Below are 26,474 nucleotides of genomic sequence, written 5' to 3'. Positions count from 1 at the left end.
AAAACTTCATGAAGGGAACCGGACATGGGTCCCCATCCTGCGGTCGCGGCGATACGCCTGGCGGTCCGCCGCGTCCTCCACGACATCCTGAACGACCACCAGTCCTCCGGCACGCTCCCGGACGGGCAGGCCCTCGGCCGGCATCCGGGCCGAGCTGCCGAGCGGCCCTCCTCCCCGCTCGTGCTCGTCGCCTGCTCCGGCGGTGCCGACTCCATGGCGCTCGCCTCCGCCCTCGCCTTCGAGGCCCCGAGACTCGGCCTCCGCGCCGGCGGTGTGACCGTCGACCACGGCCTGCAGCCCGGTTCCGGCCTCCGCGCCGACGAGGTCGCCCTGCGCCTGCGCGAGTTGGGCCTCGACCCGGTCGAGTCCGTCGCCGTGACCGTCGGACGCGGCGGAGGGCCCGAGGCCGCCGCCCGGGACGCCCGCTACGCCGCCCTCGACGCGACGGCCGAACGGCACGGCGCGGCCGCGGTCCTGCTCGGCCACACCCGGGACGACCAGGCCGAAACCGTCCTGCTGGGCCTCGCCCGCGGCTCCGGCACCCGCTCCCTGTCCGGAATGGCCGCGGTCTCGGGGGCCGGCGGCCGTTACCGGCGCCCCTTCCTGCACATCGACCGGCAGACCGCCCGCAAGGCCTGCATGGTCCAGTCCCTGCCCGTCTGGGACGACCCGCACAACGCGGACCCCGCCTACACCCGCTCCCGGCTGAGGCACGAAGGCCTGCCCGCCCTGGAGAAGGCGCTCGGCAAGGGCGTCATCGAAGCGCTCGCGCGCACCGCCCAGCTCTCCCGTGACGACGCCGACGCCCTCGACGCCTGGGCCGGCCAGGCCGAGGCCTCCGTACGGGACGCGACGGGCCTGCTGGAGTGCGCCAAGCTCTACGCGCTGCCGCCCGCCGTGCGCCGCCGGATCCTGCGCCGGGCCGCCATCGAGGCCGGGGCTCCGGCCGGTTCGCTGTTCGCCCGGCACATCGAGGAAGTCGACCGTCTGATCACCGGCTGGCGCGGTCAGGGAGCCATCAACCTCCCGGGCAAAGTCGTCGCCCAGCGGCAGGGTGGCAGACTGGTGATTCGGCAAGGCTGAATCCCCGACCTCCCGGAGCGACCCTCCGGCGGCCGGCCGGGCAGCCGGAGGCCGTGCATGCGGCCGTAAGTGCGGGACGACCGAAAGTGATGCGGGTGGACGCGAAAGACATGGGTGCCGACCTCCAGCGGGTGCTCATCACCAAGGAAGAGATCGACGCGAAGCTGGCCGAGCTGGCCGCGAAGATCGACGCGGAGTACGCGGGCAAGGACCTGCTCATCGTCGGCGTCCTCAAGGGCGCGGTGATGGTCATGGCGGACCTCGCGCGGGCGCTGTCCACCCCCCTCACCATGGACTGGATGGCGGTGTCGTCCTACGGCGCGGGCACCCAGTCCTCCGGTGTGGTGCGGATCCTGAAGGACCTCGACACCGACATCAAGGGCAGGCACGTCCTGATCGTCGAGGACATCATCGACTCCGGCCTGACCCTGTCCTGGCTGATCAACAACCTCGGCTCCCGCGAGCCCGCCACCCTCAAGGTGTGCACGCTGCTGCGCAAGCCGGACGCCGCGAAGGTGGCCATCGACGTCGAATGGGTCGGCTTCGACATCCCGAACGAGTTCGTCGTCGGGTACGGCCTCGACTACGCCGAGAAGTACCGCAACCTGCCGTTCGTGGGTACGCTCGCGCCTCACGTCTACGGCGGCTGAGGCCGGTCCCGGGCCGGCGGCTGAGCCAGTCGGCCCAAGCCCGGCAGGGCGATCGGGAACCCCGGCGGGTTCCGTGCCGTTGAAGCAGGAGAGACGGGTTTCCCGGTCGTCGAAGCGGCTTCGTGCGGCTTCGGGCATCGATGCTGGGGTACCGTCAGAAGAACTGTCTTATCAAACTCACTATGGCAGGAGGGACGGGGCGACACCGCTCCGTATGGATGGACGTGAAGCGATACTTCCGTGGGCCGGTCATGTGGATCGTGCTGGCCGTCCTTGCCGTGGTCGTGTTGATGCAGGTCGTCGGCTCGTCCGGCGGCTACAAGACGGTGGACACCGGCCAAGTCGTGGCGGCGATCAACGACAACAAGATCGAGTCGGCCAAACTCACCACCGGTGACGAGCAGACCATCAAGGTCACGCTCAAGGACGGCACCAAGGTCGAGGGCAGCTCGAAGATCCAGGCGAGCTACATCGGCGACCAGGGCGTGACCATCGCCGGCACCCTGCAGACCAAGTTCCAGGACAAGCAGATTCCGGACGGCTATACGGTCTCGCCGTCGAAGCAGAACCCGTTCCTCGGCGTCCTGCTCTCGTTGCTGCCCTTCGTCCTGATCGTGGTCGTCTTCCTGTTCCTGATGAATCAGATGCAGGGCGGCGGCTCCCGGGTCATGAACTTCGGCAAGTCCAAGGCCAAGCTCATCACCAAGGACACCCCGAAGACGACCTTCTCCGACGTCGCGGGCTGCGACGAGGCCGTGGAGGAGCTCCAGGAGATCAAGGAGTTCCTGCAGGAGCCGGCCAAGTTCCAGGCCGTCGGCGCCAAGATCCCCAAGGGCGTGCTGCTCTACGGCCGCCCGGGTACCGGCAAGACGCTCCTCGCGCGCGCCGTCGCCGGCGAGGCGGGCGTTCCCTTCTACTCGATCTCCGGCTCCGACTTCGTCGAGATGTTCGTCGGTGTCGGCGCCTCCCGGGTCCGCGACCTGTTCGAGCAGGCCAAGGCGAACGCCCCGGCGATCGTCTTCGTCGACGAGATCGACGCGGTCGGCCGCCACCGCGGCGCCGGCCTCGGCGGCGGTCACGACGAGCGCGAGCAGACGCTGAACCAGCTGCTCGTCGAGATGGACGGCTTCGACGTCAAGGGCGGCGTCATCCTGATCGCCGCCACGAACCGCCCGGACATCCTCGACCCGGCCCTCCTGCGCCCCGGCCGCTTCGACCGCCAGATCGCGGTCGACCCGCCTGACCTGCAGGGCCGTCTGGAGATCCTCAAGGTCCACCAGAAGGGCAAGCCGGTCGCTCCGGACGTCGACCTCGCCGCCGTCGCCCGCCGCACTCCCGGCATGACCGGCGCCGACCTCGCCAACGTGCTCAACGAGGCCGCGCTGCTCACCGCCCGCGGTGACCAGAAGCTGGTCGACAACAAGGCGCTGGACGAGGCGATCGACCGCGTGGTCGCGGGCCCGCAGAAGCGGACCCGGATCATGTCGGACAAGGAGAAGAAGATCACCGCGTACCACGAGGGCGGTCACGCCCTGGTCGCGGCGGCCTCACCGAACTCCGACCCGGTCCACAAGATCACGATTCTGTCCCGCGGTCGTGCCCTCGGCTACACGATGGTCCTGCCCGACGAGGACAAGTACTCGACCACGCGCAACGAGATGCTCGACCAGCTCGCCTACATGCTGGGCGGCCGCGCGGCCGAGGAACTGGTCTTCCACGACCCGACCACCGGTGCCGCCAACGACATCGAGAAGGCCACCAACCTGGCCCGCGCGATGGTCACGCAGTACGGCATGACCGAGCGGCTCGGCGCGATCAAGTTCGGCGGCGACAACAGCGAGCCCTTCCTCGGCCGTGAGATGGCTCATCAGCGCGACTACTCGGAAGAGGTCGCCGCGCTGGTCGACGAAGAGGTCAAGAAGCTCATCGAGACGGCGCACAACGAGGCCTGGGAGATCCTGGTCGAGAATCGCGACGTGCTCGACCAGCTCGTCCTTCACCTGCTGGAGAAGGAGACCCTGGGCAAGGAGGAGATCGCCGAGGTCTTCGCCCCGATCGTCAAGCGCCCGCCGCGGCCCGCCTGGACCGGCTCCTCGCGCCGCACCCCGTCCACCCGCCCGCCGGTGCTCTCCCCCAAGGAGCTGGCACTGACCAACGGTGCGAACGGCACGGCGGCCGCGATCAGCACGGCGAAGTCCCACGCCACGGAGTCCGCCCCGGTGACGGAGCAGACCCCGGAGGACCGCTCCGAGAGCTGAGCGTCCCGGCCACCGGCCCGGAATGAATGCCGCGCCCCCCAGGTTCTAGCCTGGGGGGCGCGGCGTTTCGCATGTCCGCAGACAGCACGCGTGCCGGGCGCGCGTGACAGGCACAGGAACGAGGAACCAGATGACCGACCCCGTGACGCTGGACGGCGAGGGCACCATCGGTGAGTTCGACGAGAAGCGCGCCGAGAACGCCGTACGGGAACTGCTGATAGCGGTCGGCGAGGACCCGGACCGCGAGGGCCTGCGGGAGACACCGGCCCGGGTGGCGCGGGCGTACCAGGAGATCTTCGCCGGGCTGTGGCAGAGGCCGGAGGACGTGCTCACGACCACGTTCGACCTCGGACACGACGAGATGGTCCTGGTGAAGGACATCGAGGTGTACTCGACCTGTGAGCACCATCTGGTGCCCTTCCGCGGCGTCGCCCACGTCGGCTATATCCCGGCCACCACCGGGAAGATCACCGGCCTGTCCAAGCTGGCCCGTCTCGTGGACGTCTACGCCCGGCGCCCGCAGGTGCAGGAACGTCTCACCACGCAGATCGCGGACTCCCTGATGACGATCCTGGAGCCGCGGGGCGTCATCGTGGTCGTCGAGTGCGAGCACATGTGCATGTCCATGCGCGGCATTCGCAAGCCGGGCGCCAAGACGCTGACGTCCGCCGTGCGCGGTCAGTTGCGGGACGCGGCCACGCGGAACGAGGCCATGAGCCTGATCATGGCACGCTGAGCGCCGGATCCTTCACGGCCGAAGATCCGCTGCGCGGGAACCGCGCTCAGGCGCGGCCGAAGATCCGCTGCGCCGGGAACCGCGCTCAGGCCGCCGGCTCCGCGCCCGGCTGATTCTGGTCGTCGTCCTCCGGAAGCTTGCAGACCCGCTCCAGGAACAGGGCCGCCGCTATCACTCCGAGGCCCGCCAGGACCGAGAAACCGGCGTAGATGGCCTGGTCGCGGCGGGCCGGGATGTCGAGGAGCTCCAGGAGGAAGACGCCGGCGCCGCCGTACATGCCGGCGACGAGGGCGGCGACCAGGGCGCTGGCCTGGCCGAAGACGACCGCGCGGGCGGCCATCAGAAGATCGACGCCCTTCGCCCCGGGGCGGCGCTCGCGCTGGGCCCTGAGCCGGGCGCGCAGCGAGAGCGCCGTCGACAGCAGGACCACGGCGATGAGCGCCAGGACGACGGGGGCGGCCAGGGGGACGCTGGGGAGTGTCCCGATCGAGTTCCAGAGGCGGGCGCCCGCCCAGGACAGGATGCCGGCCACGACGAACACGCCGACCAGCACCCTGATGCGCAGCTCTCTCACGGTGTCCCTTCAGTTCCCCCGGACCGGTCCCGGATCGTGGTCGTCCTGACCTTAACGACTACTCGGGCAGTCGGAGTTCCAGGTCCGCGCGTGCCTCGACGCCGTCTCGCTCGACGGCCGAGAGGAGATCGGCCACGGGGCCGCGGCCGGGCAGCTGGGCCTGCGGGTCGACGTCGTGCCACGGGGCCAGCACGAAGGCGCGCTCGTGGGCCCGCGGATGGGGCAGGGTGAGCTGCGGGTCGTCGGAGGTGACACCGGCGTAGGCGACGATGTCGACGTCCAGGGTGCGCGGGCCCCAGCGCTCGTCGCGGACGCGGTGGAAGGCCTCCTCGACGGCGTGTGCCCGCTCCAGCAGGGAGGACGGCGGCAGGGTGGTCTTCAGGAGCACGACCGCGTTGAAGTACGAGGGCTGGCTGCCGGGCTCGACGCCCCACGGCTCGGTCTCGTACACCGGTGACACGGCCTTGATGCGCACGCCCGGCGTGTCCTCCAGGGCGTCGACGGCTCCCTGGAGGGTCTCCAGGCGGTTGCCGAGGTTGGCGCCCATGGAGATCACGGCCCATTTGGGGTTGCTCAGCGTCGTGTCGGCGGCGTCCACCCTCTCGACGACCGAGGCGGGCACCGGCTGGACGGTCGGGTCGCTGTGACCCTGGGTGAAAGGTCGGGTCATACTCGGCTCCGGGTGATGGTGACGGTCACGTCGTCGAAGGGCACGGTGATCGGCGCGTTCGGCTTGTGGACGCAGACCTCCACCTCGTGGACCCCTTCGTGCTTCAGGCAGGCCTGGGCGATCCGCTCGGCCAGCGTCTCGATGAGGTTCACCGGCTCGCCCTCGACGACGGCCACGACCTCCTCGGCCACGATGCCGTAGTGCACGGTCTTCGCCAGGTCGTCGTCGGCCGCCGCCGGCCGGGTGTCCAGGCCGAGGACGAGGTCGACGACGAAGGTCTGGCCCTCCTCGCGCTCCTTGGGGAACACGCCGTGGTGCCCGCGGGCCTTGAGGCCGCGCAGCGCGACACGATCCACGCGAATCACTCCTGCAATCGTCGGGAACGACCGGTCCGTACCGCGTGCGGGCGATACACCGGCCTCAGACGAATCTACCTGCGGGCACCGGCGGGACCGGGCTGCGCGGGCGGAGGACCGGGCCGGGACCTGGAGGTTCACTCCGTGTTTCCCCCGGGGAACCCGGGGGCTTCATGGGGTGGTAGCCGCTCCTACCCGGGGGTAGGTGATTCCAACCACTTCTGACTCCTACGACCTTCTCCCGGGTGGCCGCCGGGTCGGCCGTCCGCTCAGGCGAGGGGTTCGTCGCCCGGGTCGACGCCGTTCACGGTGCCGTCGTCCTCGTCGTCGCCGTCGTCGCTCTCGGTCAGGACGGGGGAGGCGTGGTGCGACCAGAGCTTCCAGCCGGAAGGGGTGCGCCGGAACACGTTCGTGGCGACGACGAGCTGGCCGACCAGGGGGCCCAGTTCCGCGCCCTCCTCCGGCGCCGGGCCGCCGCTGAGGATGTTCTCCGTGCACGACACGAGCGCGGTGTCACCGGTCACGGAGACGTGGACGTCGGTGAGGAAGAACTGGATGTAGTCGGTGTTGGCCATGATCAGGGCATATGACCTGAGGACGTCGCCGCGGCCGGTGAGGACCGGCCAGCCGGGGTGCACGCAGGAGATCACGCCGCTGTCCGCGGGATCGTGGTACTCCTCGTCGACGCCGAGGTCGGCAGGGGTGAGCCAGAGCGAGGAGACCTCGTCGAAGTCGCCGCGCTCGAGGGCCTCGTAGAAGGCGGTGTTGGCGCCCTCCACCTGCTCCACGTCGGTATGGGGGGCGCTCACCGCCGGCCCTCCGCCCCGCGCTCGCCGGTACCGCCGGGCGCGTGTTCGGAGCCGTGCGCCCCTTGCCCGGATCTCACGTCGGGTCCCGGTCCCTCCGCGCGGGCCCACTCGACGGCGCGCGCGACCCGTACCGCGTCGGCCGTGGCGCGTACCTCGTGCACGCGCACCGCCCATGCGCCGGCGTGTGCCGCGAGCGCGGAGACGGCGGCGGTGGCGGCGTCGCGCTCCCGGGCGGGCGGTGGAGCCCCCTCGGGACCGGCGAGGACCCGGCCGAGGAACCGCTTGCGGGAGGCGGCGACCAGCAGCGGGTGACCGAGGTCGTGCAGGCGGTCCAGGTGGGAGAGGAGGGCGAGGTCGTGCCCGGCCTCCTTGGAGAAGCCGAGACCCGGGTCGACGACGATGCGGTCGGCGGCGATGCCGCCCGCCAGAACGGCCTCCACGCGCGCGTGCAGCTCGTCCACGACTTCGGCGACGACGTCGTCGTAGGTGCCCTTGACGTTGCCGCCCTGGAGGAAGCCGCGCCAGTGCATGACGACGAACGGGGCGCCCGCGTCGGCGACCGCCGGGATCATCGCCGGGTCGGCGAGACCGCCGCTGACGTCGTTGACGAGGGCGGCGCCGGCCGCCAGGGACCGTTCCGCGACCGAGGCGCGCATGGTGTCGACGGAGACGACCACACCCTCGGAGGCGAGGCCGCGCACGACGGGGATGACGCGCCTGAGTTCCTCGTCCTCGTCCACGCGGGCGGCGCCCGGCCGGGTGGATTCGCCGCCGACGTCGACCAGGTCCGCGCCCTCGGCGACCAGTTCGAGGCCGTGTTTGACGGCGGCCGTCGTGTCGAACCAGCGGCCGCCGTCGGAGAACGAGTCGGGGGTCACATTGACCACACCCATGACCGCGCAGCGGTCCCATTCGGGAAGTCCTGTGACGTGGCCCCGCCCGTACAAGCTGTTCATGCCTCCAGCGTAGGCTCCGCCGGGCCCGCGGCCGACGCGCACCGGGGCCCCGGCCGGGGCGGGGCGGCCCGACAGGCCCCGTGATCCAAGTGGCGGCCCGGGCGGAAGTCCCTGGACCGGAGGGGGTGGGACTTCCGCCCGGGTCGGCTGCCGGGCCGGACCCGTCCGGGGCTCAGGCCGCTCGGACGTCGTGTTCGGCCATGGTGTGCGCGCAGGGGCGGGGGGTGGTGGCGCGCCGCCGGCGCAGGAAGCGCGGCAGCGGCAGGGCGAGAGTGACGAAGCCCTCCGCCTGCATGGCGGCGAAGCCGATGCGGGGCAGGTCGGCGGAGGCCCGGTAGACCACGAAGCGGGGTTCCCAGCGCGGCTGGAACTTGGCGTTGAACTTGTACAGCGACTCGATCTGGAACCAGCGCGAGAGGAACACCAGCAGCCCGCGCCAGGCGCGCAGCACCGGGCCGGCGCCGATCTTCTCCCCGCGGGCGAGGGCGGCGCGGAACATCGCGAAGTTCAGCGAGATCCGCTTGACGCCGAGCTTGGGAGCGGCCTGCAGGGCGGCGACGATCAGCAGTTCGTTCATGCCGGGGTCGGCACTGCGGTCACGGCGCATGAGATCCAGCGAGACCCCGTCCTCGCCCCACGGCACGAAGTGCAGGATCGCCTTCAGGTCGCCGTACTCCCCGGGCGCGTCGTCGGCCTTGTGGGCGGTGGCGATCAGGCAGTCGGAGTCGGCGAGGTCGCCGATGCGGCCGAGTGCCATGGAGAAGCCGCGCTCGGTGTCGGTGCCGCGCCAGTCCTCCGCCGCCCGGCGGATGCGCTCCAGCTCGGCCTCGCCGAGGTCACGGATACGCCGTACCCGGGTTTCGTAGCCGGCTCGCTCGATGCGCTTGACCATCTGGCGCACGTTGCGCATCGCGCGTCCGGCGAGCGAGAAATCCGCGACGTCGACCACCGCCTCGTCGCCCAGTTCCAGGGCGTCGAGGCCGGTCTCACGGGTCCACACCTCGCCGCCCGTCTCCGAGCAGCCCATGACGGCGGGCGTCCAGGAGTGGGCCTTCGCCTCGTCCATGAAGCGTTCGATGGCGCCGGGCCAGGCCTCGACGTCGCCGATGGGGTCGCCGCTGGCGAGCATCACGCCGGAGACGACGCGGTAGGTGACCGCGGCCTTGCCGCTGGGGGAGAAGACGACCGCCTTGTCGCGGCGCAGCGCGAAGTGGCCGAGGGAGTCGCGGCGGCCGTGCTTGACCAGCAGGGCGCGCAGTTTCTCCTCGTCGTCCTCGGTGAGGCGGGCGGCCGGGTGCTCGGGGCGGAAGGCCAGGTAGATGGTGGTGACCGCGGTGATCCAGCCGAGGGCGCCGAGGGAGAACGCCACGGTCCAGGAGGTGTTGCCCTGGTAGTCGACCGGGCCCTCGAAGCCGAACAGGCCGTAGACGACGTGCGTGAGCCGGTCGGCCAGGCTCGGATCGCCGATCGTGCGGTCCGGGTGGACGTTGACGATGACGAGTCCCAGAGCCAGCGAACCCGCGCTCATCAGGACGAAGTTGGCGAGCGCCCGCCAGCGGCTGCGCGGGTCGGGCAGCGCCGCGAACTCCTCACGGTGCCGCAGCAGAGGCACCAGCAGCGCGACGGCGATGAGTACGCCGATGAGCGAGTGCCGGTAGGCCAACTGCGCCACCGCTCCCGCCGGCAGCAGCACGACCGCGGCCCGCCAGGCCCGGCGCTTGCGCCGCTTCAGCCCGTGCGCCAGCAGCAGCAGCAAGACGCCGGCGCTGAGCGAGAGCGCCGCCGCGAAGGGACCGAAGGAACCCGGCAGTACCTCGGCGATGGCGTGCATACGGCTGTGCCGGAAGCGCGGGAACACACCTGCGGCGATGTCCAGGACGCCCACGATCGCGGCAGCCCGGGCGACCAGAACGGGGGCCACCTCGGCGCGCGGGCCACTCAGTATGCGCCGCGCCCGGCTTGATCCACCCGGAACCTCGCCCGACATTTCCCCATCTATCCTGACAGACATCGCATCCCGTAGTTCTGCGAGAGACCTTGAACCCGGGCCCGATCGGGCATCCGGCGACATTGCGCCCTCTAGGACGGTGTCTTGGGGAAAAAGGTTCACTCCCCATCGGAAAGTCGGGTCAAAGGCCGAGGAAAGCCCCGGGCAAGTCCACACGAAGACGTGTGGTCCGGCACGGGCCGAAAGTGCAGGCAGGAAACAGACCATGGGTCTCACGAGCAACAAAGTGCTGATGCTGACGGTGGTGTGCGCCGTCGCACTGTTCGTCGGCACGGTCTGGCTGTGGCCGCGCCTGGCTCGGCAGAACTGGCGCACCGTCAGCGGCCGGGTCGGTCTGATGCTCGCCACTCAGCTGGCGCTCTTCGCGTCCGTCGGGCTCGCCGCCAACCAGGCCTTCGGCTTCTACGCCAGCTGGGCGGACCTGTTCGGCAAGGAGACCGATCAGGGGATCGTCGTCGACCACTCGGCGGGCGGCGGTTCCGGCGGCCCGCTCCAGGTGATCTCCTCGTCCGCGGTGAAGGGGGCTCGCAGCTCGCGGCCGGAGATCGGGGGACAGATCCAGAAGGTCGACATCGTCGGCCGCAAGACCCACATCGCCACCCCGGCGTACGTGTACCTGCCGCCGGAGTACTTCCAGCCGCAGTACCGCACGCGTACGTTCCCCGCGGCCGTCGTGCTGACCGGCTACCCGGGCACGGCCGAGTCGCTGGTGAAGAAGCTGAAGTACCCGAACACCGCGCAACAGCTCGCCGACGACGGACGCATGCAGCCGATGATCATGGTGATGATGCGGCCGACCGTGGCACCGCCGCGGGACACGGAGTGCGTGGACATCCCGGGCGGCCCGCAGACGGAAACGTTTTTCGCGAAGGATCTGCCCGATGCGGTGCTCGCGCACTACCGGGTCGGCAAGCGGCCGGGCAGCTGGGGCGTCATCGGCGACTCCACGGGCGGCTACTGCGCGCTGAAGCTCGCCATGCACCACCCGGGCGTGTACGCGGCCGCCGCGGGCCTCTCGCCGTACTACAGGGCGCCGATCGACCCCACGACCGGCGACCTCTTCCACGGCGACAAGGATCTGCAGAATCGTGCCGACCTGTGGTGGCTGCTCCAGCACCAACCGGCGCCCGACACCTCCCTGCTCGTCACCAGCAGCAAGACGGGCGAGCACAACTACAAGGACACGCTCGAGTTCATCGACCGCGTGAAGGCCACGAACCGGACCAGGATCGCGTCGATCATCCTCGGCAGCGGTGGTCACAACTTCAACACCTGGCGGCGCGAGATCCCGGCGACTCTGCAGTGGATGAGCGGACGGCTCACCGACCGCTGAGCCCGCGCGCCCCTGACGCCCCGTGAAGCCCGGGAAGTGGCGTGTTTTTACGAGGCGGGGGCCCATGATTCGCCTACGCGCGGTAAGTTTCTGGCCATGCCACGTGGACGCCACCGCCATTCCCCGCCTCTGCACCGGCTGTTGCCTCCCTCGGCGATCGCCGGTGTCTCCGTCGTCTGCGCGCTGGGGCCCTGGGCGTTCTCCGAAGCCATGGTGCTGCGCGCCCTGGCCGCCGCCGCCGCGGTGACCGCGGTCGCCGGCGCCGTCGTGATGCGCCGCTGGGACACGCACGCGGGCAAGCAGGTCGCCGACCTCGTACGCGCGCGTGCCGGCGACGAGTGGCGGTACGAGGAACGGGTCGCCGAACTGGAGACCGACCTGGAGGAGTCCCGCGAGCTGCGCGCCAAGCTGGAGCAGCGGCTGCGTGCCAAGCGAGCGGAACTGGCGGGCCTGCGCAACGAGCACGCGGCCCTGCTGCGCCGGTACGCCACGGCGGAGACCGAGCGCGCGAGCGCCCTGGAGGGACGCCGGCTGCTGGAGATCGAGGCCGCCGTGCCCTCGTCCTCGCCCGCCCTGCCACCCGCGCGAAGCGCCGAGCGCGGCGCGATCGAGGCGGCCCGCGAGGGCTCCGACAAGCCCGACAAGCCCGAGAAGCCCGAGGGCTCCGCAGACGCCGACGACTTCGAGGACGCCGAAGACTTCGACAGGGCCGACGACTTCGACAGGACCGACGGCCTTGAGGGCGCCGACGGCCTTGAGGGCGCCGACGGTTCCGAGGGCGCCCGGGTGTCCGGGACATCCGGTGCCGAGGCGAAGGCGTCCGCGGTGTTCTCGCCCGAGGGCGCCCGGTTGTACCGGCGGGCGCTGACGGCCCTGGCCCGGTTCGACGGAGACGCCCGTGCCGCGAGCGGTACCGCCGAAGCGGGGACCGCCGGGCGGGACGCGGCCGAGCCGGACGCACTCGCGTCGGACGCCGCCGAGTTGGACACACCCGAGTTGGACACATCCGAGCTGGACGCCCCTGAGTCGGACACCGCCGGGTCGGACACCACCGGGCCGGACGCTCCCGCGACGGAGGCCTCGCACCGTGGGGCGGCCGAGGCGGAGTCCGTCGCCAAAGGAGAACCCTCGGCACCCGTCGTGAAGGACGACTCCGGCGCTTCCGCGAGCGAGTCCGCTGCCGTCCGGGACGAGTCGGCGGCTGTCCGGGGCGAGTCGGCTGCCGTCCGGGACGAGTCGGTCGCTTCGCGGGGCGAGGTCGCCGAACCGTCCGCCGAGAAGGGCGAAGGCGAAGAGGCCGAAGGCATCCAGGGGGCCGAAGGGGGCGTAGCGGCCCCAGAGGGCGAGAAGCGCGAGCCGGGCGGGGAACACGCGCAGCCCGCCGCGGCCGGCGGGCACGAGCCCGCGGCCGGCGTCGCGACCGAACCGGCCGAGCCCGCGCAGCCGGTGGGGCGGCGGCCCGCCGGGCACTTCACGGTGCCCACCGCGGTGGCCGTCGTACCGGCCGCGCCCGTGCGGCGTCCGGTGGTCGAGGGCGGCTTCGACTTCTTCGGCACCCAGAAGGGCGACCCGAAGGCCGCGCTGGACGCCGTGCAGAACGAGGATCTCGCCGATGTCGTCGGCCAGGAGGCCCTGGCCGTGCACAAGGCCGAGGCGGAGGGCGAGTTCAAGCCCGCCGACGCGCAGTCGCGCGGTGTCGGTCAGGTCATCGACCTGACCGCGCACGACGAGACCGAGCAGATCGACATCCAGGGGCTGCGCAGCGCGGCTTCCTGAGCCCCAGCGACACCGGACGCACGAGACCAGGTACACCGGCATCCAGGCCCGGCTTCCCCGCGAAAGGGGCGGCCGGGCCCTTTTCGCGGGGAAGCCGGGACAAGGGGCGGCCGGGCCCTTGCGGTCATTCGGTCGGTGGTGGCGGACGGGTCCCGTGCTCAGCCGGTCGGTGCGGGGGTGGGCCGGCCGTTGGTCAGCCGGTGGGTGTGAGGCGCGTGGGCTGGCCCTTGCGGTCAGCCGGTCATCCAGCGGTCCGGGCGGGCGTCCCGGCGGCCGGTACGGGACCGCTCCGCCTGCTCGTGCAGCAGCCGTGCGGCCTCCTCCGCGTCCCGCAACCGGGCCGTCACGGTCTTGCCGGCCCCCGTGTCCACGTGGACGTCGGCGAGCCGCCAGAACCGCTTCCAGGGGCCCTGGGTGAGCCGTACGCTCTGCACCTTGGCGTGCGGGACGAGCGAGAGCCTGCGGCGCAGCAGGCCGTCGCGGGTGGCGAACACCGTGCCGGTGACCGCGATGCGGTGCCCGCGCCACCACACCGGCAGGCACCACCGGGCCCGCCGCGGGGAGCGCGACAGCTCCCGGGGGACCCGCACGCCGGGCAGCACGCGCGCGATGACCGACTCGGCGAGCGGGCGCGGGGCGACCGGGATCAGCACGGAGTTCGCGGATCCGGCCACATCGAGTTCCACCCGGACCCAGCCGAGCGGCCGCCACAGGAGCGGTTCCACGATCCGTACGGTCTGCACCCGGCCGGGCGGCACCGTCTCGTGCGCGCGGTCGAGCAGCCCGCGGTCGATGCGCAGGCCGTCCGGGGACTCGCCGACCGTCCAGTCGAACTCGGAGACGAACCGTCCCGCACTGCTCGCGCCGGCCGCGCCGAGCAGCGGCAGGGCGCTGACCAGCACCGTCCACACGTTGTGCGTGGCGACCCACAGCACGGACGGCACGACGAGCGCGGCGCACAGCGAGCCCCAGGTGGCGCCCGTCAGCAGCAGGGAGCGCACCAGCACGCGCGGGGGCACGCGCAGCAGCTCGCGTGCCGGCGCCTCGCCGACCTCGCGCGCTGTCTCGGGCGCGAATCCGGCCGCGCGCGCCAGCAGCTCCGCGCGCAGGGTGCGCGCCTCCTGCTCGCCGAGGAAAGCCAGTTCGTCCTTGGAGTCGGTGCCGACGACGTCTATCCGCAGCTTGGCGACGCCCGCCACGCGCGCGAGAAGCGGACGGGAGACGTCCACCGCCTGGATGCGCTCCAGCCGGATGTGCGCGGTGCGCCGGAACAGCAGCCCGGTGCGGATGCGCAGCTCGGTGTCGGTGACCGCGAAGTGCGTGAACCACCAGGACAGGAAGCCGTAGAGGCCCGCCACCGGCATTAGAACGGCCAGCCCCAGCAGGAGCATGGTGGTGGTCAGCCGCGCCAGCTGCTCCTGGGTGCCGTTCGGGTCGTGCACAGCCCAGCCGGCCAGGACGGCGACCGGCGCCCACGCCCGGCGGAAGGGGGTGACCGGGTGCAGCCGGCGTTCGGTGACGGGCGGGCGCTGCGGTATGCCGCCGGGGTCCGGGGAGGTCACAGGCCCGCCGATCGGGCCTCGCCCAGCTCGGTGAGCCGGTCGCGCAGTCGTTCCGCCTCGGCCGGGTCCAGGCCGGGGATGGTCGCGTCGGTCGCGGCGGCCGCCGTGTGCAGCTGTACGGTGGCCAGCCCGAAGCGCCGCTCCAGGGGCCCGGAGGTCACCTCCACGAGCTGCATCCGCCCGTACGGCACCACCGTCTCCTCGCGCCACAGGACACCGCGGCTGATCAGCAGGTCGTCGGCGCGCTCGGTGTACCGCCACGAGCGCCAGTTCCGCTCCAGCAGCCGCCAGCCCCACGCGGCCAGGGCCGGCGGCAGCACCGCGAAGGCCGCCCACGCGGGGCCCGCCAGCAGCCCCGGCAGCAGGCCGGCGGCGGCCGTGAGCACGGCCGTCCACGCGACCACCAGCAGCCGGCGCACGCGCAGCAGCCCCCGCTCCAGTCCCCGCCACACCGGCTCGCTGTCCGGTATCCCGGTCTCTTCCCGGCTCCCCGTTTCCATGAGCCCAGCGTACGTAGGGGAAACTGGGGCCATGACTCCTACGACGGAGACCACGGTCGGTGTCGGCGGTGCCGCCGAGAGCACCGACATGGTGCTCAACATCGGACCTCAGCATCCCTCCACGCACGGCGTGCTGCGGCTGAAGCTGGTGCTGGACGGGGAGCGCATCGTGCGCGCGGAGCCGGTGATCGGCTACATGCACCGCGGCGCCGAGAAGCTCTTCGAGGCGCGGGACTACCGGCAGATCATCATGCTCGCCAACCGCCACGACTGGCTGTCGGCGTTCTCGAACGAGCTGGGCGTGGTCCTCGCCGTGGAGCGGATGCTCGGCATGGAGGTCCCGGAGCGGGCGGTGTGGACGCGCACGCTGCTCGCCGAGCTGAACCGGGTGCTGAACCACCTGATGTTCCTCGGCTCCTATCCACTGGAGCTGGGCGGGATCACGCCGGTGTTCTACGCGTTCCGGGAGCGCGAGGTGCTCCAGAACGTCATGGAGGAGGTCTCCGGCGGGCGCATGCACTACATGTTCAACCGCGTCGGTGGCCTGAAGGAGGACCTGCCGGCCGGGTGGAGCGCACGCGCGCGTGCCGCCGTCGCCGCCGTGCGTTCGCGCATGGACGTCTACGACGACCTGGTGCTCGGCAACGAGATCTTCCGCGGGCGCACGCGCGGTGTGGGCTCGCTCGCCCCCGAGGCCGTGCACGCCTACGGCGTGAGCGGTCCCATCGCGCGCGGTTCCGGCGTCGACTTCGACCTGCGCCGCGACGAGCCGTACCTGGCGTACGGCGAGCTCCAGGACACCCTGAAGGTCGTCACCCGCTCCGAGGGCGACTGCCTCGCGCGCTTCGAGGTCCTGCTGGCGCAGACCCACAACGCGCTGGATCTCGCCGACGCCTGCCTGGACCGGCTCGCGGAACTGGCGCCGGGGCCGATCAACCAGCGCCTTCCGAAGGTGCTGAAGGCGCCCGAGGGCCACACGTACGCGTGGACCGAGAACCCGCTCGGCATCAACGGCTACTACCTCGTCAGCAAGGGCGAGAAGACCCCGTACCGGCTGAAGCTGCGCTCGGCGTCGTACAACAACATCCAGGTCCTGACGGAACTGCTGCCCGGGACGCTGGTGGCGGACATGGTGGCGATCCTGGGGTCGATGTTCTTCGTGGTCGGCGACATCGACAAATAGGGGTGCCTCAGCGGATGCGTACGGCTCGGCGGGTGGGCGTGGCTCAGCCGAGCGGGTCGGCGACACCGACCGGCTGGAGCAGCCAGCCGAAGTCCCCGAGGCCGCCGGGAGCGGTGAGTTCGGCGGCCTCACCGGCACTCGCGAGGGCGCGCACATAGCCGGTGGGGTCGGTGGACGCGAGCGCGAGCGGGGGGCGTGCGCCGGTGACGTCCAGGGCGCGCAGAGCAGCGCGCTGAGTGAGCAGGCGCGCGGAGGTGAGCGTCCGCGCCGCGTCAGGGAGTGTGTGGTCCGTGGGAGCCGCGGCGCACGCGTCCAGGGCCACATGCGCGGTGATGTCGCACGAGCCGTCCGGCACCGGAACCGTCTCGCGCCCCTCGCGGAAACCGGTGAGCGTGCCGAACGCGGGACGCGTGGACACGGTGTGCGCGTAGTCCACGGCCACAGCGAGCCCGCGCACCACCCGGCCCACCGCCGCCGCCCAGGCCAGGTCCCGGGGCAGTCCGATCTCCGCCCGCAGCCCCTCCTCGGCAGGCAGCGGCCACCAGCGCGCCAGCCAGTCCGCGTCCCCGCCGGTCACCCGCTCCCCGAGCCGCTCGGAGCCGTCCCGCGCGACGAGCACCAGCCGGGGCACGCCCGCCGGGTCCACCTCGGCGACGTCCACGGGCACGTTGTCCAGCCACTCGTTGGCGAACAGCAGTCCGGTGACCGCCCCGGGAGGTTCGCTCAGCCAGGTGATCCGTGCGTCCAGGCCCGCCGGGCGGTCGGCGATCTCCACGGCGTACCCGCGCGCGCGGGCGGCCACGTCGGCGGGCAGCGCGCCGAGCACGCCCGTGACCAGCTCGCCCCGCCCGGCGCCCATGTCGACGAAGTCCAGCACCGCGGGCCGTCCCAGTGCCTCGTCGACCCGGCACAGCAGCCGGGCCACGGCCCGTGCGAACAGCGGGGACGCGTGCACGGACGTACGGAAGTGGCCGGCCGGCCCCTCCGGGCGACGGTAGAAGCCGCCGGGCCCGTACAGCGCCGCCTCGGCCGCCGCGCGCCATCCGCGCGGCCCGCGCTCCTCGCGGGGACTTCCCTCCGTCGTCTCATCCGTCACCGGACCAGACTAGGCGCACAGATGATCAACTCCTCCACCTTGCGGAGTACGTGCGCCGGGCGCGGATCGGCCCTCCGGTTGACCCCTGCACACGTCTGGTTTACCTACGCTGGGTTACGTGCAGCGCCTCTATGACTTCCTCCGCCGCCACCCGACCTGGGTCGACACCTTCTGGGCCGTCGTCCTGTTCGGGCTGTCCGGTCTGAGCACGGTCAATCTCGACGGGGCGTCCGGTCATCACGGGACGTTCGCCGGCGGCATGGCCGTGTCCGCCGTCCTCTGCGTCGTCGTGGCGCTGCGCCGCCGCTTCCCGGAACCGCTGCTGCTGATCGCCCTCGCCACCGGACTGGCCCAGCTGGTCCTGGACATCGAGACGAACGTCGCCGACTTCGCGATGCTGGTGATCACCTATACGGTCGCGGCGGTCGGCGCGCGCTGGGCCTCCAGGCTCGCCCTCGCCGTCAGCCTCGGCGCGGCGACGCTCGCGCAGATCCGCTGGCCCGCCGAGCACAGCAGTTTCCTCGGGCAGATCGCGGTAGCGGTCTTCCAGACGGTCCCCTTCGCCCTCGCCTGGGTGCTCGGCGACTCCGTGCGCACCCGGCGCGCCTACTTCGCCCAGCTCGAGGAGCGCGCCGCCCGCCTGGAGAAGGAGCGCGAGGCGCAGTCGAAGGTCGCGGTGGCCGCCGAGCGCGCCCGCATCGCGCGCGAGCTGCACGACGTCGTCGCGCACAACGTGTCCGTGATGGTCGTGCAGGCCGACGGCGCCGCCTATGTCCTGGACGCCGCACCCGACCAGGCCAAGAAGGCGCTGGAGACGATCTCCTCCACCGGTCGCCAGGCCCTCGCCGAGATGCGCCGCCTGCTGGGCGTGCTGCGCACCGGCGAGCACCAGGAGAGCGGTGAGTACGTCCCGCAGCCCGACGTGGAGCAGATCGACGATCTCGTCGACAAGTGCCGCAGCTCCGGTCTCCCCGTCGACTTCAAGGTCGAGGGCACCCCGCGCCCGCTGCCCAGCGGCGTGGAGCTGACCGCGTACCGGATCGTGCAGGAGGCGCTCACCAACACCCGCAAGCACGGCGGGCCCGACGCGGGCGCGAGCGTACGGCTGGTCTACTTCGACGACGGGCTCGGTCTGCTCGTCGAGGACGACGGCAAGGGCGCCCCGCACGAGCTGTACGAGGAGGGCGGCGCCGACGGCCAGGGGCACGGCCTGATCGGTATGCGTGAGCGGGTCGGCATGGTCGGTGGCACGCTGGACGCCGGTCCGCGCCCGGGCGGAGGATTCCGCATCAGCGCCCTGCTGCCGCTCAAGCCGGCGCACTGACGACCTCCAGTGCCCTGGCCTGCACCCGTCAGGCCTGCTCCCGTGCCCAGTACCCCTACAGCCCGCATCGCCCGCCCGCCCGCACCGAGCGCCGGACGAATCCGAACGAAGCGCATGAGCCCGAACGAACCGCACGAACTCGAACGAACGTGAACGAACCCGAGCGAACTCGAATGAACTCGAATGAAAGAGACCCGATGACGATCCGCGTGATGCTCGTCGACGACCAGATGCTGCTGCGCACCGGGTTCCGGATGGTGCTCGCCGCCCAGCCGGACATGGAGGTCGTCGCGGAGGCGGGCGACGGTGTCGAGGCCCTGCAGGTGCTGCGGTCCACCGCCGTCGACGTCATCCTGATGGACGTCCGGATGCCCAAGCTGGACGGCGTGGAGACCACCCGGCGCATCTGCTCCGAGCCCAACCCGCCGAAGGTGCTGATCCTGACCACCTTCGACCTGGACGAATACGCCTTCTCGGGGCTCAAGGCGGGCGCGTCCGGTTTCATGCTCAAGGACGTGCCGCCCGGCGAACTGCTGACCGCCATCCGTGCCGTGCACAGCGGTGACGCGGTGGTGGCGCCGTCCACCACGCGGCGCCTGCTGGACCGTTTCGCGCCGATGCTGCCCTCCACCGGCAAGGAGCCCCGGCACGAGGAGCTGGACCGGCTCACCGACCGGGAGCGCGAGGTGATGGTGCTGGTCGCGCAGGGTCTGTCCAACGGCGAGATCGCCGCCCGTCTGGTGCTGAGCGAGGCCACCGTGAAGACCCATGTCGGCCGCATCCTGACCAAGCTCTCGCTGCGCGACCGGGTGCAGGTGGTGGTGCTGGCGTACGAGACCGGCCTGGTGCGCGCGGGCGGCCACGGCTGAGACGGCCGTGGCCGAGGTGGCAACGGCTGGGACGGCCGAGGTGGCCGCGCCGCGCGGTCTCAGCGCAGGACGCCCTCGAGGAAGTCGCTGCCCAGCCGGGCGACCGCGGACAGGTCCAGCTGGTGCTGCACGTACCGGCCGCGCCGGCAGCCGGTGATCAGGCCCGCCTTCTTCAGCACCGTGAGGTGCCGGGATATCTCCGGCGCCGTCATGCCGTGCGCGTCGGCCAGTTCGCCCGTGGTGTGCGGTGCTCGCGCGAGGTGCCGGCACAGCCGCATCCGCACCGGGTGGGCCAGCGCCTCCAAGCGCCGGGTGAGCTGTTCCACCGACGGCGCCTGGGGCCGGGGGCCGCTCGTGGGGTAGGTGATCGAGGGCTGCCAGCCGTACCGGTGCAGGACCATCAGATGGGGGCGGCCGAGGCCGGTCGGCACGAGGACCAGGCCGCCGTCTCCCGTGGCGGTGCGTCCCACGAGGAGCTTGTCGACCGTGATGAGCGCGGCCTCCTCGTCCAGTGACACGGCACCCGACAGCGACGCGAGGGCCTCACCGAGCCCCTTGCGGCGCAGCAGCTCGGTCTTGTGCCGGGCGTCCGCCGCCAGCTGCGGCTGGATCCGGGCCCAGGTGTCGGCGAAGAAGGCCTCGTCGCAGTCCAGCATCAGCTGCCGGAACCAGGCGCGGACGACCGGCGGGTCGTCCAGCAGGCGGCGGGTGAACCGCTCCTGTACGACACCGCGCGCGGCGGCCAGTTCCAGGGAGCGCCGGCGCAGCTCCGGGTCGTCCAGCGGGCCGGGCTCCTTCAGGTCGTAGCGCAGCTGGCAGGTGAACTCGAGCGCGGCGTTGACGAACTGTTCGTCCGTCAGCTTGTCCAGCTGGTCGAGTTCCTCGGCGAGCGTGGCACCCGGGATCGCGCGGCCGCCGGGGATTCCGGCGAACGGGGCGAAGACGTCCGAGAACGTCGTACGCCACAGGAAGTCCGCCTCGCACAGCCGGTCGGCCAGGCCCGGCTCCAGCCGGGTCGATACGGCCGTCGCCCAGCCCTGCAGCTCCGGGTGGTGGCCGGGCTCGCTGAGCGCGTGCAGGGCCATTCCCAGTTCCGCGAGCGGGGAGGGCACGACGCAGACCCGCTCAGGCGGCAGTCCGGTGATGTCGATGGTCACGCTCATGCCCTCCATCGTGCACGCCGCCACCGACAGTGACCCCGTGGATTGACGGCAGCCGTCAATCCACGGGACAACCGCCCCGGCCGGCGAGCAGTGTGGAGGCACCGGGGCAGCCGCGGAGCCCGATCGGTCACCGAGCGGTCGGTGAACAGTCCACGTCCCGAGACCTACCGGGAAGGCGATCCCCCATGAGCATCACCCAGCAGTACCTCCTCGACAGCCATCGCGCCCGCCTGCACGGCGAGCCGGAACCGCCGGCGCCGGGCCGCCACGACGTCGGGACCCTGCGCGCGCTGCGAGACCACCGGCGCTTTCGCGCGGTGATCGCCGAGCGGCCGGCACGGGGTCGGCTGCGGCACCTGCTGGAGCGCCGGCTGCGCCCCCGCGCGGTCGGCTAGGGCCTCTCCGGCAGGCGGCCGGCGAAGTCCCGTACGGCGTCGCGGACGTCGCCGGCCGTCCACTCCAGGCCCGCGGAGCGGACGGTGACCTCCGTCATCGCGACACCGGGACCGGCGCCGGCCCAGTCGTTAGCGAAGAGCAGCACCGAGGTCTCCTCGCACTGGCGCACGGCCGCCTCGGCGACGACGTCCGGCTCGTACGGCAGCCAGACCTGGAACTCGTGGGTGTGCGGCTCCTCCGGGTTGACGCGCGCCCAGGGCACCCCGGCCGCCGCGAAGCCCTCACGCAGCGCGCCGGCCACCACGCGCGCGTGCCGCACGTACTCGGGCAGCCGCGGCAGTTCACGGTCCAGGCCGACGAGCGCGGACAGCGCGGTCGGGAACTGCTGGAAGATCATGCCGCCGTACCGGTGCCGCCAGGCCTTCGCCTCCTCCACCAGCGTCATCGGACCGGCGAGGGCGGCGCCGCCGAAGCCGTCGAGGGACTTGTAGAACGACACGTAGACGCTGTCGGCCAGGCCCGCGATCTCCTCCAGCGGGCGCCCGAAGTGGTCCGTGCACTCCCACAGGCGCGCGCCGTCGAAGTGCACCACCGCGTCGCGCTCCCGCGCCGCCTCGACGACCTCGGTCAGCTCCTGCCAGGTGGGCAGCACGAAACCGGCGTCCCTGAGGGGCAGTTCCAGCATCAGCGCGCCGAAGGGCTCCTCGAAGTCGCGTATCTCGGCGGCCGTGGGCGGCCGCGGCCCGCTGCCCACCCTGACCGGACGCAGGCCGCTGACCCGGCTGAAGGCGTTCCGCTCGTGTACCTCCGGATGGGACAGGGCGTGCAGGGCCACTGCCGGGTCGCCCGTGCGTCCCGCCCAGCAGCGCAGGGCCACCTGCTGGGCCATCGTGCCCGTCGGGAAGAACGCGGCGGCCTCCGTGCCGAGCAGCGCCGCGACGCGCTCCTCCAGGGCGGCGACGATCCGGTTGCCGTAGACGTCGGCCGGCTCGTCCAGGTCGTACACCGCGGCGCCCGCCCGGCTCAGCTGCGCGAGACGCTCGCCGATCGTGTCTCCCCAGCCCGCGCGGGACAGCGCGCGCCGCGCCCGTCGCCGGGCGGCCGCGCGCCGCTCCCGCAGCCCCTCCTGCCCCGGGCGGTCCGTGCCCCGCTCGGCGTCCTGCCCGGTGCCGTGTCCCGTCGTGTCGCTCATGCCGGGGATCATGCCGTGCCGGGCGCGGAAGGGCACCGGGTTTCCCCAGGGCGCCCGTGCCGGGCCGGGTTTCCCTCGGGCGCCCGGGCCGGAGGGCGCGGACAGGCCGCGGGCGCCGGCACCGGACGGGCCGAGAGGACCCGTGACAGCCCGGCGTCGTGGGGTGGGGAAACCCACAGCCTGTGGACAACCGGTCGCCGCCCGACCCGATAGCGTTAACATGACGAGAAATCGTTCGGTACATCGTCCGGTACCCACAGCGGACTGGAACGGGAAGGCCGCCGTAGCGTGAGTACAGTCCACCAGCCAGACCTCAAGGACCGCCCCGCGCGGCTCACCGTCGGCGTCGTCGGCGCCGGACGGGTGGGCCCCGCGCTCGCCGCGTCCCTCCAGCTCGCCGGACACCGTCCGGTCGCCGTCTCCGGAGTCTCCGACGCCTCCCGCAGGCGGGCCGAGTCGATGCTCCCGGACGTACCGCTGGTACCGCCCGCGGAGGTCCTGCAGCGCGCCGACCTCGTGCTGCTCACCGTCCCCGACGACGCCCTGCCGGGCCTGGTCACCGGCCTCGCCGAGACCGGTGCCGTACGACCCGGACAGCTGCTGGTGCACACCTCCGGCCGGTACGGCACGAAGGTCCTCGACCCCGCCCTGCGCGCGGGCGCGCTGCCGCTGGCCCTGCATCCGGCGATGACCTTCACCGGCACCCCGGTGGACGTGCAGCGCCTCGCCGGCTGCTCCTTCGGCGTCACCGCGCCCGAGGAACTGCGCCTGGCCGCCGAGGCCCTCGTCATCGAGATGGGCGGAGAGCCGGAATGGATCAGCGAGGAGAACCGCCCGCTCTACCACGCGGCTCTCGCGCTCGGCGCCAACCACCTGGTCACCCTGGTCGCCCAGGCCATGGACCTGCTGCGCACGGCAGGCGTGGCGGCGCCCGACCGGATGCTCGGCCCGCTGCTCGGCGCCGCCCTGGACAACGCCCTGCGTTCCGGTGACGCCGCCCTCACCGGGCCCGTCGCGCGCGGGGACGCCGGCACGGTCGCCGCGCACGTCACCGAGCTGCGCAGGCACGCCCCGCAGACCGTGGCGGGCTACCTGGCGATGGCCCGCGCGACCGCGGACCGGGCACTCGCGCACGGACTGCTGAAGCCCGAACTCGCCGAGGACCTGCTCGGAGTGCTCGCCGACGGAAGCGGTGGCCCGAACGGCACGGACGGCACCGGCACGAACGGCACCAACGGCATCGAGGGGAACGACCGATGAGCACCGCCCTGCTGAGCACCGCCGCGGAGCTGCACGCACGTGTGCGCCACGGCCGCCGGGCCGTCGTGATGACCATGGGCGCGCTGCACGAGGGCCACGCCACCCTGATCCGCACCGCGCGCGAGATCGCCGGCCCGGACGGCGAGGTCGTCGTCACGGTCTTCGTCAACCCCCTGCAGTTCGGCGCCGGTGAGGACCTGGACCGCTATCCGCGCACCCTCGACGCCGACCTGAAGCTCGCCGAGCAGGCGGGCGCGGACGCCGTGTTCGCCCCTGCCGTGGACGAGGTGTACCCCGGCGGTGAACCCCAGGTGCGCATCACCGCCGGGCCCATGGGCGAGCGGCTGGAGGGCGCCTCCCGGCCCGGCCACTTCGACGGCATGCTCACCGTCGTCGGCAAGCTGCTGCACCTGACCCGTCCCGACGTGGCCCTGTTCGGGCAGAAGGACGCCCAGCAGCTGGCCCTGATCCGGCGCATGGTGCGCGACCTGAACTTCGGCGTGGAGATCGTCGGCGTGCCGACCGTGCGCGAGGAGGACGGGCTCGCGCTGTCCAGCCGCAACCGCTACCTCTCGCCCGACGAGCGCCGCACCGCGCTCGCGCTGTCCCGGGCGTTGTTCGCGGGCCGTGACCGGCACGCCGCCCAGGAGGCGCTGCGCGCGCGGGCCCGCGAAGTGCCCGCCACACACGCGCGTGCCGAGGCGCTGAGCGCCATCGGCGAGTCCCGCGCGGCGGCCGACGCCCACGCGGTGGCCACGGCCGCTCCCGGCGGCCCGGCGGCCGTCCGGGCCGCCGCCCGCCAGGCCCTGGACGAGGCCGTCCGCTTCGACCCGCCGCTCGCACTGGACTACCTCGCCCTGGTGGACCCGTCCGACTTCAGCGAGATCGGCGCCGACTTCACCGGCGAGGCCGTCCTCGCCGTCGCCGCCCGGGTCGGCCGGACCCGGCTGATCGACAACCTCCCCCTCCACTTCGGATCCCTCGGAGGCGCCTCGTGACCAGCACAGGCATACGACTGCACGCGCCCGCACCCGGATGGTCCGTCTCCGCGGACGTGGTCGTGGTCGGCTCCGGAGTGGCGGGCCTGACCGCGGCCCTGCGCTGCGAGGCCGCCGGGCTCACCACGGTCGTGGTCACCAAGGCCCGCCTCGACGACGGCTCCACGCGCTGGGCACAGGGCGGCATCGCCGCCGCCCTCGGCGACGGCGACACCCCCGAGCAGCACCTGGACGACACCCTCGTGGCGGGCGTGGGCCTGTGCGACGAGGAGGCCGTACGGATCCTCGTCACCGAGGGCCCCGACGCGGTACGGCGCCTCATCGAAACCGGCGCCCACTTCGACGAGTCCTCCGAAGGAGCACTGGAACTGACCCGCGAGGGCGGCCACCACCGGCGCCGGATCGCGCACGCGGGCGGCGACGCGACCGGCGCGGAGATCTCCCGGGCACTCGTCGAGGCGGTACGCGCACGGGGGCTGCGCACCGTCGAGAACGCACTCGTGCTCGACCTCCTCACCGACGCCGAGGGCCGCACGGCCGGTGTCACCCTGCACGTGATGGGCGAGGGCCAGCACGACGGCGTGGGCGCCGTGCACGCCCCCGCGGTGGTTCTCGCCACCGGCGGCATGGGCCAGGTGTTCTCCGCGACCACCAACCCGTCCGTGTCGACCGGGGACGGTGTGGCGCTGGCACTGCGCGCGGGCGCGGAGGTCAGCGACCTGGAGTTCGTGCAGTTCCACCCGACCGTGCTGTTCCTCGGCACGGACGCCGAAGGACAGCAGCCGCTCGTGTCCGAGGCGGTACGCGGCGAGGGCGCCCACCTGGTCGACGCCGACGGCGTGCGCTTCATGGTGGGCCAGCACGAACTGGCCGAGCTGGCGCCCCGGGACATCGTCGCCAAGGGCATCACGCGGCGGATGCAGGAGCGGGACGCCGAGCACATGCTTCTCGACGCCCGGCACTTCGGCGCGGAGATGTGGGAGCAGCGCTTCCCGACCATCCTGGCCGCCTGCCGCGCCAACGGCATCGACCCGGTCACCGAGCCCATCCCGATCGCCCCGGCCGCCCACTACGCCTCCGGGGGCGTCCGCACCGACGCCCGGGGCCGGACGACCGTCCCCGGCCTGTACGCGTGCGGCGAGGTCGCCTGCACCGGCGTGCACGGCGCCAACCGGCTCGCCTCCAACTCCCTCCTCGAAGGCCTGGTGTACGCGGAGCGCATCGCCGCCGACATCGCCGGGGCCCACGCGGCAAACGGCCTCCACGCGCGCGTGCCCGCATCCGTCCCGGCCCCCGAGAAGCCCGCGCACCCGCTGCTCGCGCCCGAGTCGCGGTTCGCCATCCAGCGGATCATGACCGACGGCGCGGGCGTGCTGCGCTCCGAGGAGTCCCTCGCCAGGGCCGCGGACCAGCTCCAGCGGCTGCACAGCGAGGCCCGTGAGGCGCTCGACGAGAACGGCAAGACCGCCGAGCCCGGCGTCGACACCTGGGAGGCCACGAACCTGCTGTGCGTGGCCCGCGTCCTGGTGGCCGCCGCCCGGCTGCGCGAGGAGACCCGCGGCTGTCACTGGCGCGAGGACCGCGCCGAGCGCGACGACACCGCCTGGCGGCGCCACATCGTCGTACGGCTCAACCCGGACCGGTCGCTGGCCGTACGCACCACGGACACCGCAGACTTCCCCCCTACCCGGCAATCCCAGCGCCCCCAGGAGCAGTGACAGA

General features: G+C 72.5%; 24 protein-coding genes. 13 read left to right on the top strand and 11 right to left on the bottom strand.

The features are described from left to right. The first annotated feature begins 24 nt into the window (after nt 1-24). The 4 genes from tilS (at nt 25) to folE (ending at nt 4,727) form a co-directional block, all read left to right on the top strand. A complete protein-coding gene (gene tilS / locus ACGFT2_RS28935; RefSeq protein ID WP_393283627.1) occupies nt 25-1,083 on the top strand; it encodes a tRNA lysidine(34) synthetase TilS in 1,059 nt (352 codons plus the stop codon). Between the two features lie 89 nt (nt 1,084-1,172). Then, nucleotides 1,173-1,733 (top strand): hypoxanthine phosphoribosyltransferase, encoded by a 561-nt coding sequence (hpt, locus tag ACGFT2_RS28930; RefSeq protein WP_353601445.1) that lies wholly within the window; start codon nt 1,173-1,175, stop codon nt 1,731-1,733. A gap of 218 nt (nt 1,734-1,951) precedes the next feature. Continuing rightward, nucleotides 1,952-3,991, top strand: a complete 2,040-nt coding sequence (ftsH, locus tag ACGFT2_RS28925) for an ATP-dependent zinc metalloprotease FtsH (protein WP_393283624.1) — start codon at nt 1,952-1,954, stop codon at nt 3,989-3,991. Nucleotides 3,992-4,121: 130 nt separating this feature from the next. Further along, nucleotides 4,122-4,727, top strand: a complete 606-nt coding sequence (gene folE / locus ACGFT2_RS28920; protein ID WP_393283621.1) for a GTP cyclohydrolase I FolE — start codon at nt 4,122-4,124, stop codon at nt 4,725-4,727. Nucleotides 4,728-4,812: 85 nt separating this feature from the next. Here folE and ACGFT2_RS28915 read toward each other — a convergent pair whose 3' ends face one another. The 6 genes from ACGFT2_RS28915 to ACGFT2_RS28890 form a co-directional block, all read right to left on the bottom strand. Next, nucleotides 4,813-5,301, bottom strand: a complete 489-nt coding sequence (locus ACGFT2_RS28915) for a DUF3180 domain-containing protein (RefSeq protein WP_393283619.1) — start codon at nt 5,299-5,301, stop codon at nt 4,813-4,815. 58 nt (nt 5,302-5,359) lie between these two features. After that, nucleotides 5,360-5,971 (bottom strand): 2-amino-4-hydroxy-6-hydroxymethyldihydropteridine diphosphokinase, encoded by a 612-nt coding sequence (gene folK / locus ACGFT2_RS28910; protein ID WP_393283617.1) that lies wholly within the window; start codon nt 5,969-5,971, stop codon nt 5,360-5,362. Next, complete coding sequence (gene folB / locus ACGFT2_RS28905; protein WP_393283614.1) at nt 5,968-6,327, bottom strand: dihydroneopterin aldolase; 360 nt, start codon at nt 6,325-6,327, stop codon at nt 5,968-5,970. The genes folK and folB overlap by 4 nt, the downstream gene beginning before the upstream one ends. 269 nt (nt 6,328-6,596) lie before the next feature. Continuing rightward, nucleotides 6,597-7,136 (bottom strand): nuclear transport factor 2 family protein, encoded by a 540-nt coding sequence (locus ACGFT2_RS28900; RefSeq protein ID WP_393283612.1) that lies wholly within the window; start codon nt 7,134-7,136, stop codon nt 6,597-6,599. After that, nucleotides 7,133-8,092, bottom strand: coding sequence for a dihydropteroate synthase (folP, locus tag ACGFT2_RS28895; protein WP_393283609.1), 960 nt, complete (start codon nt 8,090-8,092; stop codon nt 7,133-7,135). Before folP ends, ACGFT2_RS28900 begins: the two co-directional genes overlap by 4 nt. Before the next feature lie 172 nt (nt 8,093-8,264). After that, the gene (locus tag ACGFT2_RS28890) at nt 8,265-10,079 is read right to left on the bottom strand and encodes a phosphatidylglycerol lysyltransferase domain-containing protein (protein ID WP_393283606.1); all 1,815 of its coding nucleotides are present in this window, start codon (nt 10,077-10,079) and stop codon (nt 8,265-8,267) included. Between the two features lie 226 nt (nt 10,080-10,305). Between ACGFT2_RS28890 and ACGFT2_RS28885 the strand changes: the two genes are divergently transcribed. Beyond that, complete coding sequence (locus ACGFT2_RS28885) at nt 10,306-11,433, top strand: alpha/beta hydrolase (protein WP_393283604.1); 1,128 nt, start codon at nt 10,306-10,308, stop codon at nt 11,431-11,433. Nucleotides 11,434-11,529: 96 nt separating this feature from the next. Beyond that, nucleotides 11,530-13,209: a hypothetical protein gene (locus ACGFT2_RS28880; RefSeq protein ID WP_393283602.1), complete on the top strand. Its 1,680-nt coding sequence runs from the start codon at nt 11,530-11,532 to the stop codon at nt 13,207-13,209. A gap of 233 nt (nt 13,210-13,442) precedes the next feature. Here ACGFT2_RS28880 and ACGFT2_RS28875 read toward each other — a convergent pair whose 3' ends face one another. Both ACGFT2_RS28875 and ACGFT2_RS28870 read right to left on the bottom strand, forming a co-directional pair. After that, nucleotides 13,443-14,783: a PH domain-containing protein gene (locus tag ACGFT2_RS28875; RefSeq protein ID WP_393284021.1), complete on the bottom strand. Its 1,341-nt coding sequence runs from the start codon at nt 14,781-14,783 to the stop codon at nt 13,443-13,445. Then, nucleotides 14,768-15,271 (bottom strand): PH domain-containing protein, encoded by a 504-nt coding sequence (locus ACGFT2_RS28870; protein WP_393283600.1) that lies wholly within the window; start codon nt 15,269-15,271, stop codon nt 14,768-14,770. The genes ACGFT2_RS28875 and ACGFT2_RS28870 overlap by 16 nt, the downstream gene beginning before the upstream one ends. Nucleotides 15,272-15,302: 31 nt before the next feature. Between ACGFT2_RS28870 and ACGFT2_RS28865 the strand changes: the two genes are divergently transcribed. After that, nucleotides 15,303-16,454, top strand: coding sequence for an NADH-quinone oxidoreductase subunit D (locus tag ACGFT2_RS28865; protein WP_393283598.1), 1,152 nt, complete (start codon nt 15,303-15,305; stop codon nt 16,452-16,454). 43 nt (nt 16,455-16,497) lie between these two features. On the opposite strand, the gene ACGFT2_RS28860 is transcribed toward ACGFT2_RS28865, so the two are convergent. After that, nucleotides 16,498-17,550 carry an SAM-dependent methyltransferase gene (locus ACGFT2_RS28860; protein ID WP_393283596.1) on the bottom strand — a complete coding sequence of 351 codons (1,053 nt, stop codon included), beginning with the start codon at nt 17,548-17,550 and terminating at the stop codon, nt 16,498-16,500. Nucleotides 17,551-17,668: 118 nt separating this feature from the next. Here ACGFT2_RS28860 and ACGFT2_RS28855 point away from each other — a divergent pair, with 118 nt between their 5' ends. Together ACGFT2_RS28855 and ACGFT2_RS28850 are read left to right on the top strand one after the other, a co-directional pair. After that, nucleotides 17,669-18,874, top strand: coding sequence for a histidine kinase (locus ACGFT2_RS28855; protein WP_393283593.1), 1,206 nt, complete (start codon nt 17,669-17,671; stop codon nt 18,872-18,874). A gap of 197 nt (nt 18,875-19,071) precedes the next feature. Further along, on the top strand, nt 19,072-19,743 hold the full coding sequence (locus ACGFT2_RS28850) for a response regulator (protein ID WP_393283591.1): 672 nt from the start codon (nt 19,072-19,074) through the stop codon (nt 19,741-19,743). Nucleotides 19,744-19,802: 59 nt separating this feature from the next. Here the strand turns inward: ACGFT2_RS28850 and ACGFT2_RS28845 are convergent, their stop codons facing one another. Beyond that, entirely contained in the window at nt 19,803-20,906 is a 1,104-nt protein-coding gene (locus ACGFT2_RS28845; protein ID WP_393283588.1) for a DUF5937 family protein, read from the bottom strand. Between the two features lie 185 nt (nt 20,907-21,091). Between ACGFT2_RS28845 and ACGFT2_RS28840 the strand changes: the two genes are divergently transcribed. Continuing rightward, nucleotides 21,092-21,301: a hypothetical protein gene (locus ACGFT2_RS28840; RefSeq protein ID WP_393283585.1), complete on the top strand. Its 210-nt coding sequence runs from the start codon at nt 21,092-21,094 to the stop codon at nt 21,299-21,301. Here ACGFT2_RS28840 and ACGFT2_RS28835 read toward each other — a convergent pair. Beyond that, nucleotides 21,298-22,494 carry a threonine aldolase family protein gene (locus tag ACGFT2_RS28835; RefSeq protein ID WP_393283583.1) on the bottom strand — a complete coding sequence of 399 codons (1,197 nt, stop codon included), beginning with the start codon at nt 22,492-22,494 and terminating at the stop codon, nt 21,298-21,300. The two genes, ACGFT2_RS28840 and ACGFT2_RS28835, sit on opposite strands and share 4 nt — an antisense overlap. Nucleotides 22,495-22,782: 288 nt before the next feature. Between ACGFT2_RS28835 and ACGFT2_RS28830 the strand changes: the two genes are divergently transcribed. Genes ACGFT2_RS28830 through ACGFT2_RS28820 form a run of 3 tightly spaced genes read left to right on the top strand, consistent with a single transcriptional unit; the run spans nt 22,783 to nt 26,470 of the window. After that, nucleotides 22,783-23,754 (top strand): Rossmann-like and DUF2520 domain-containing protein, encoded by a 972-nt coding sequence (locus tag ACGFT2_RS28830; RefSeq protein ID WP_393283581.1) that lies wholly within the window; start codon nt 22,783-22,785, stop codon nt 23,752-23,754. Beyond that, on the top strand, nt 23,751-24,752 hold the full coding sequence (gene panC / locus ACGFT2_RS28825; RefSeq protein ID WP_393283579.1) for a pantoate--beta-alanine ligase: 1,002 nt from the start codon (nt 23,751-23,753) through the stop codon (nt 24,750-24,752). Before ACGFT2_RS28830 ends, panC begins: the two co-directional genes overlap by 4 nt. Next, complete coding sequence (locus ACGFT2_RS28820; RefSeq protein ID WP_393283577.1) at nt 24,749-26,470, top strand: L-aspartate oxidase; 1,722 nt, start codon at nt 24,749-24,751, stop codon at nt 26,468-26,470. The genes panC and ACGFT2_RS28820 overlap by 4 nt, the downstream gene beginning before the upstream one ends. Nucleotides 26,471-26,474 lie beyond the last annotated feature (4 nt).

This window comes from Streptomyces sp. NPDC048514 (genome assembly GCF_043199955.1).
GTDB lineage: Bacteria > Actinomycetota > Actinomycetes > Streptomycetales > Streptomycetaceae > Streptomyces.
The sequence above is the reverse complement of the archived record's forward strand: the minus strand, read 5'-3'. Positions and strand labels throughout refer to the sequence as shown.

Coding starts and splice junctions, on each gene's coding strand:
- folE (WP_393283621.1), top strand. CDS start 4,122: ATGACCGACCCCGTGACGCTGGACGGCGAGGGCACCATCGGTGAGTTC.
- ACGFT2_RS28835 (WP_393283583.1), bottom strand. CDS start 22,494: ATGAGCGACACGACGGGACACGGCACCGGGCAGGACGCCGAGCGGGGC.
- ftsH (WP_393283624.1), top strand. CDS start 1,952: ATGGACGTGAAGCGATACTTCCGTGGGCCGGTCATGTGGATCGTGCTG.
- ACGFT2_RS28845 (WP_393283588.1), bottom strand. CDS start 20,906: ATGAGCGTGACCATCGACATCACCGGACTGCCGCCTGAGCGGGTCTGC.
- folK (WP_393283617.1), bottom strand. CDS start 5,971: ATGACCCGACCTTTCACCCAGGGTCACAGCGACCCGACCGTCCAGCCG.
- hpt (WP_353601445.1), top strand. CDS start 1,173: ATGCGGGTGGACGCGAAAGACATGGGTGCCGACCTCCAGCGGGTGCTC.
- tilS (WP_393283627.1), top strand. CDS start 25: ATGGGTCCCCATCCTGCGGTCGCGGCGATACGCCTGGCGGTCCGCCGC.
- ACGFT2_RS28850 (WP_393283591.1), top strand. CDS start 19,072: ATGACGATCCGCGTGATGCTCGTCGACGACCAGATGCTGCTGCGCACC.
- ACGFT2_RS28865 (WP_393283598.1), top strand. CDS start 15,303: ATGACTCCTACGACGGAGACCACGGTCGGTGTCGGCGGTGCCGCCGAG.
- panC (WP_393283579.1), top strand. CDS start 23,751: ATGAGCACCGCCCTGCTGAGCACCGCCGCGGAGCTGCACGCACGTGTG.
- ACGFT2_RS28840 (WP_393283585.1), top strand. CDS start 21,092: ATGAGCATCACCCAGCAGTACCTCCTCGACAGCCATCGCGCCCGCCTG.
- ACGFT2_RS28870 (WP_393283600.1), bottom strand. CDS start 15,271: ATGGAAACGGGGAGCCGGGAAGAGACCGGGATACCGGACAGCGAGCCG.
- ACGFT2_RS28890 (WP_393283606.1), bottom strand. CDS start 10,079: ATGTCGGGCGAGGTTCCGGGTGGATCAAGCCGGGCGCGGCGCATACTG.
- ACGFT2_RS28880 (WP_393283602.1), top strand. CDS start 11,530: ATGCCACGTGGACGCCACCGCCATTCCCCGCCTCTGCACCGGCTGTTG.
- folP (WP_393283609.1), bottom strand. CDS start 8,092: ATGAACAGCTTGTACGGGCGGGGCCACGTCACAGGACTTCCCGAATGG.
- ACGFT2_RS28885 (WP_393283604.1), top strand. CDS start 10,306: ATGGGTCTCACGAGCAACAAAGTGCTGATGCTGACGGTGGTGTGCGCC.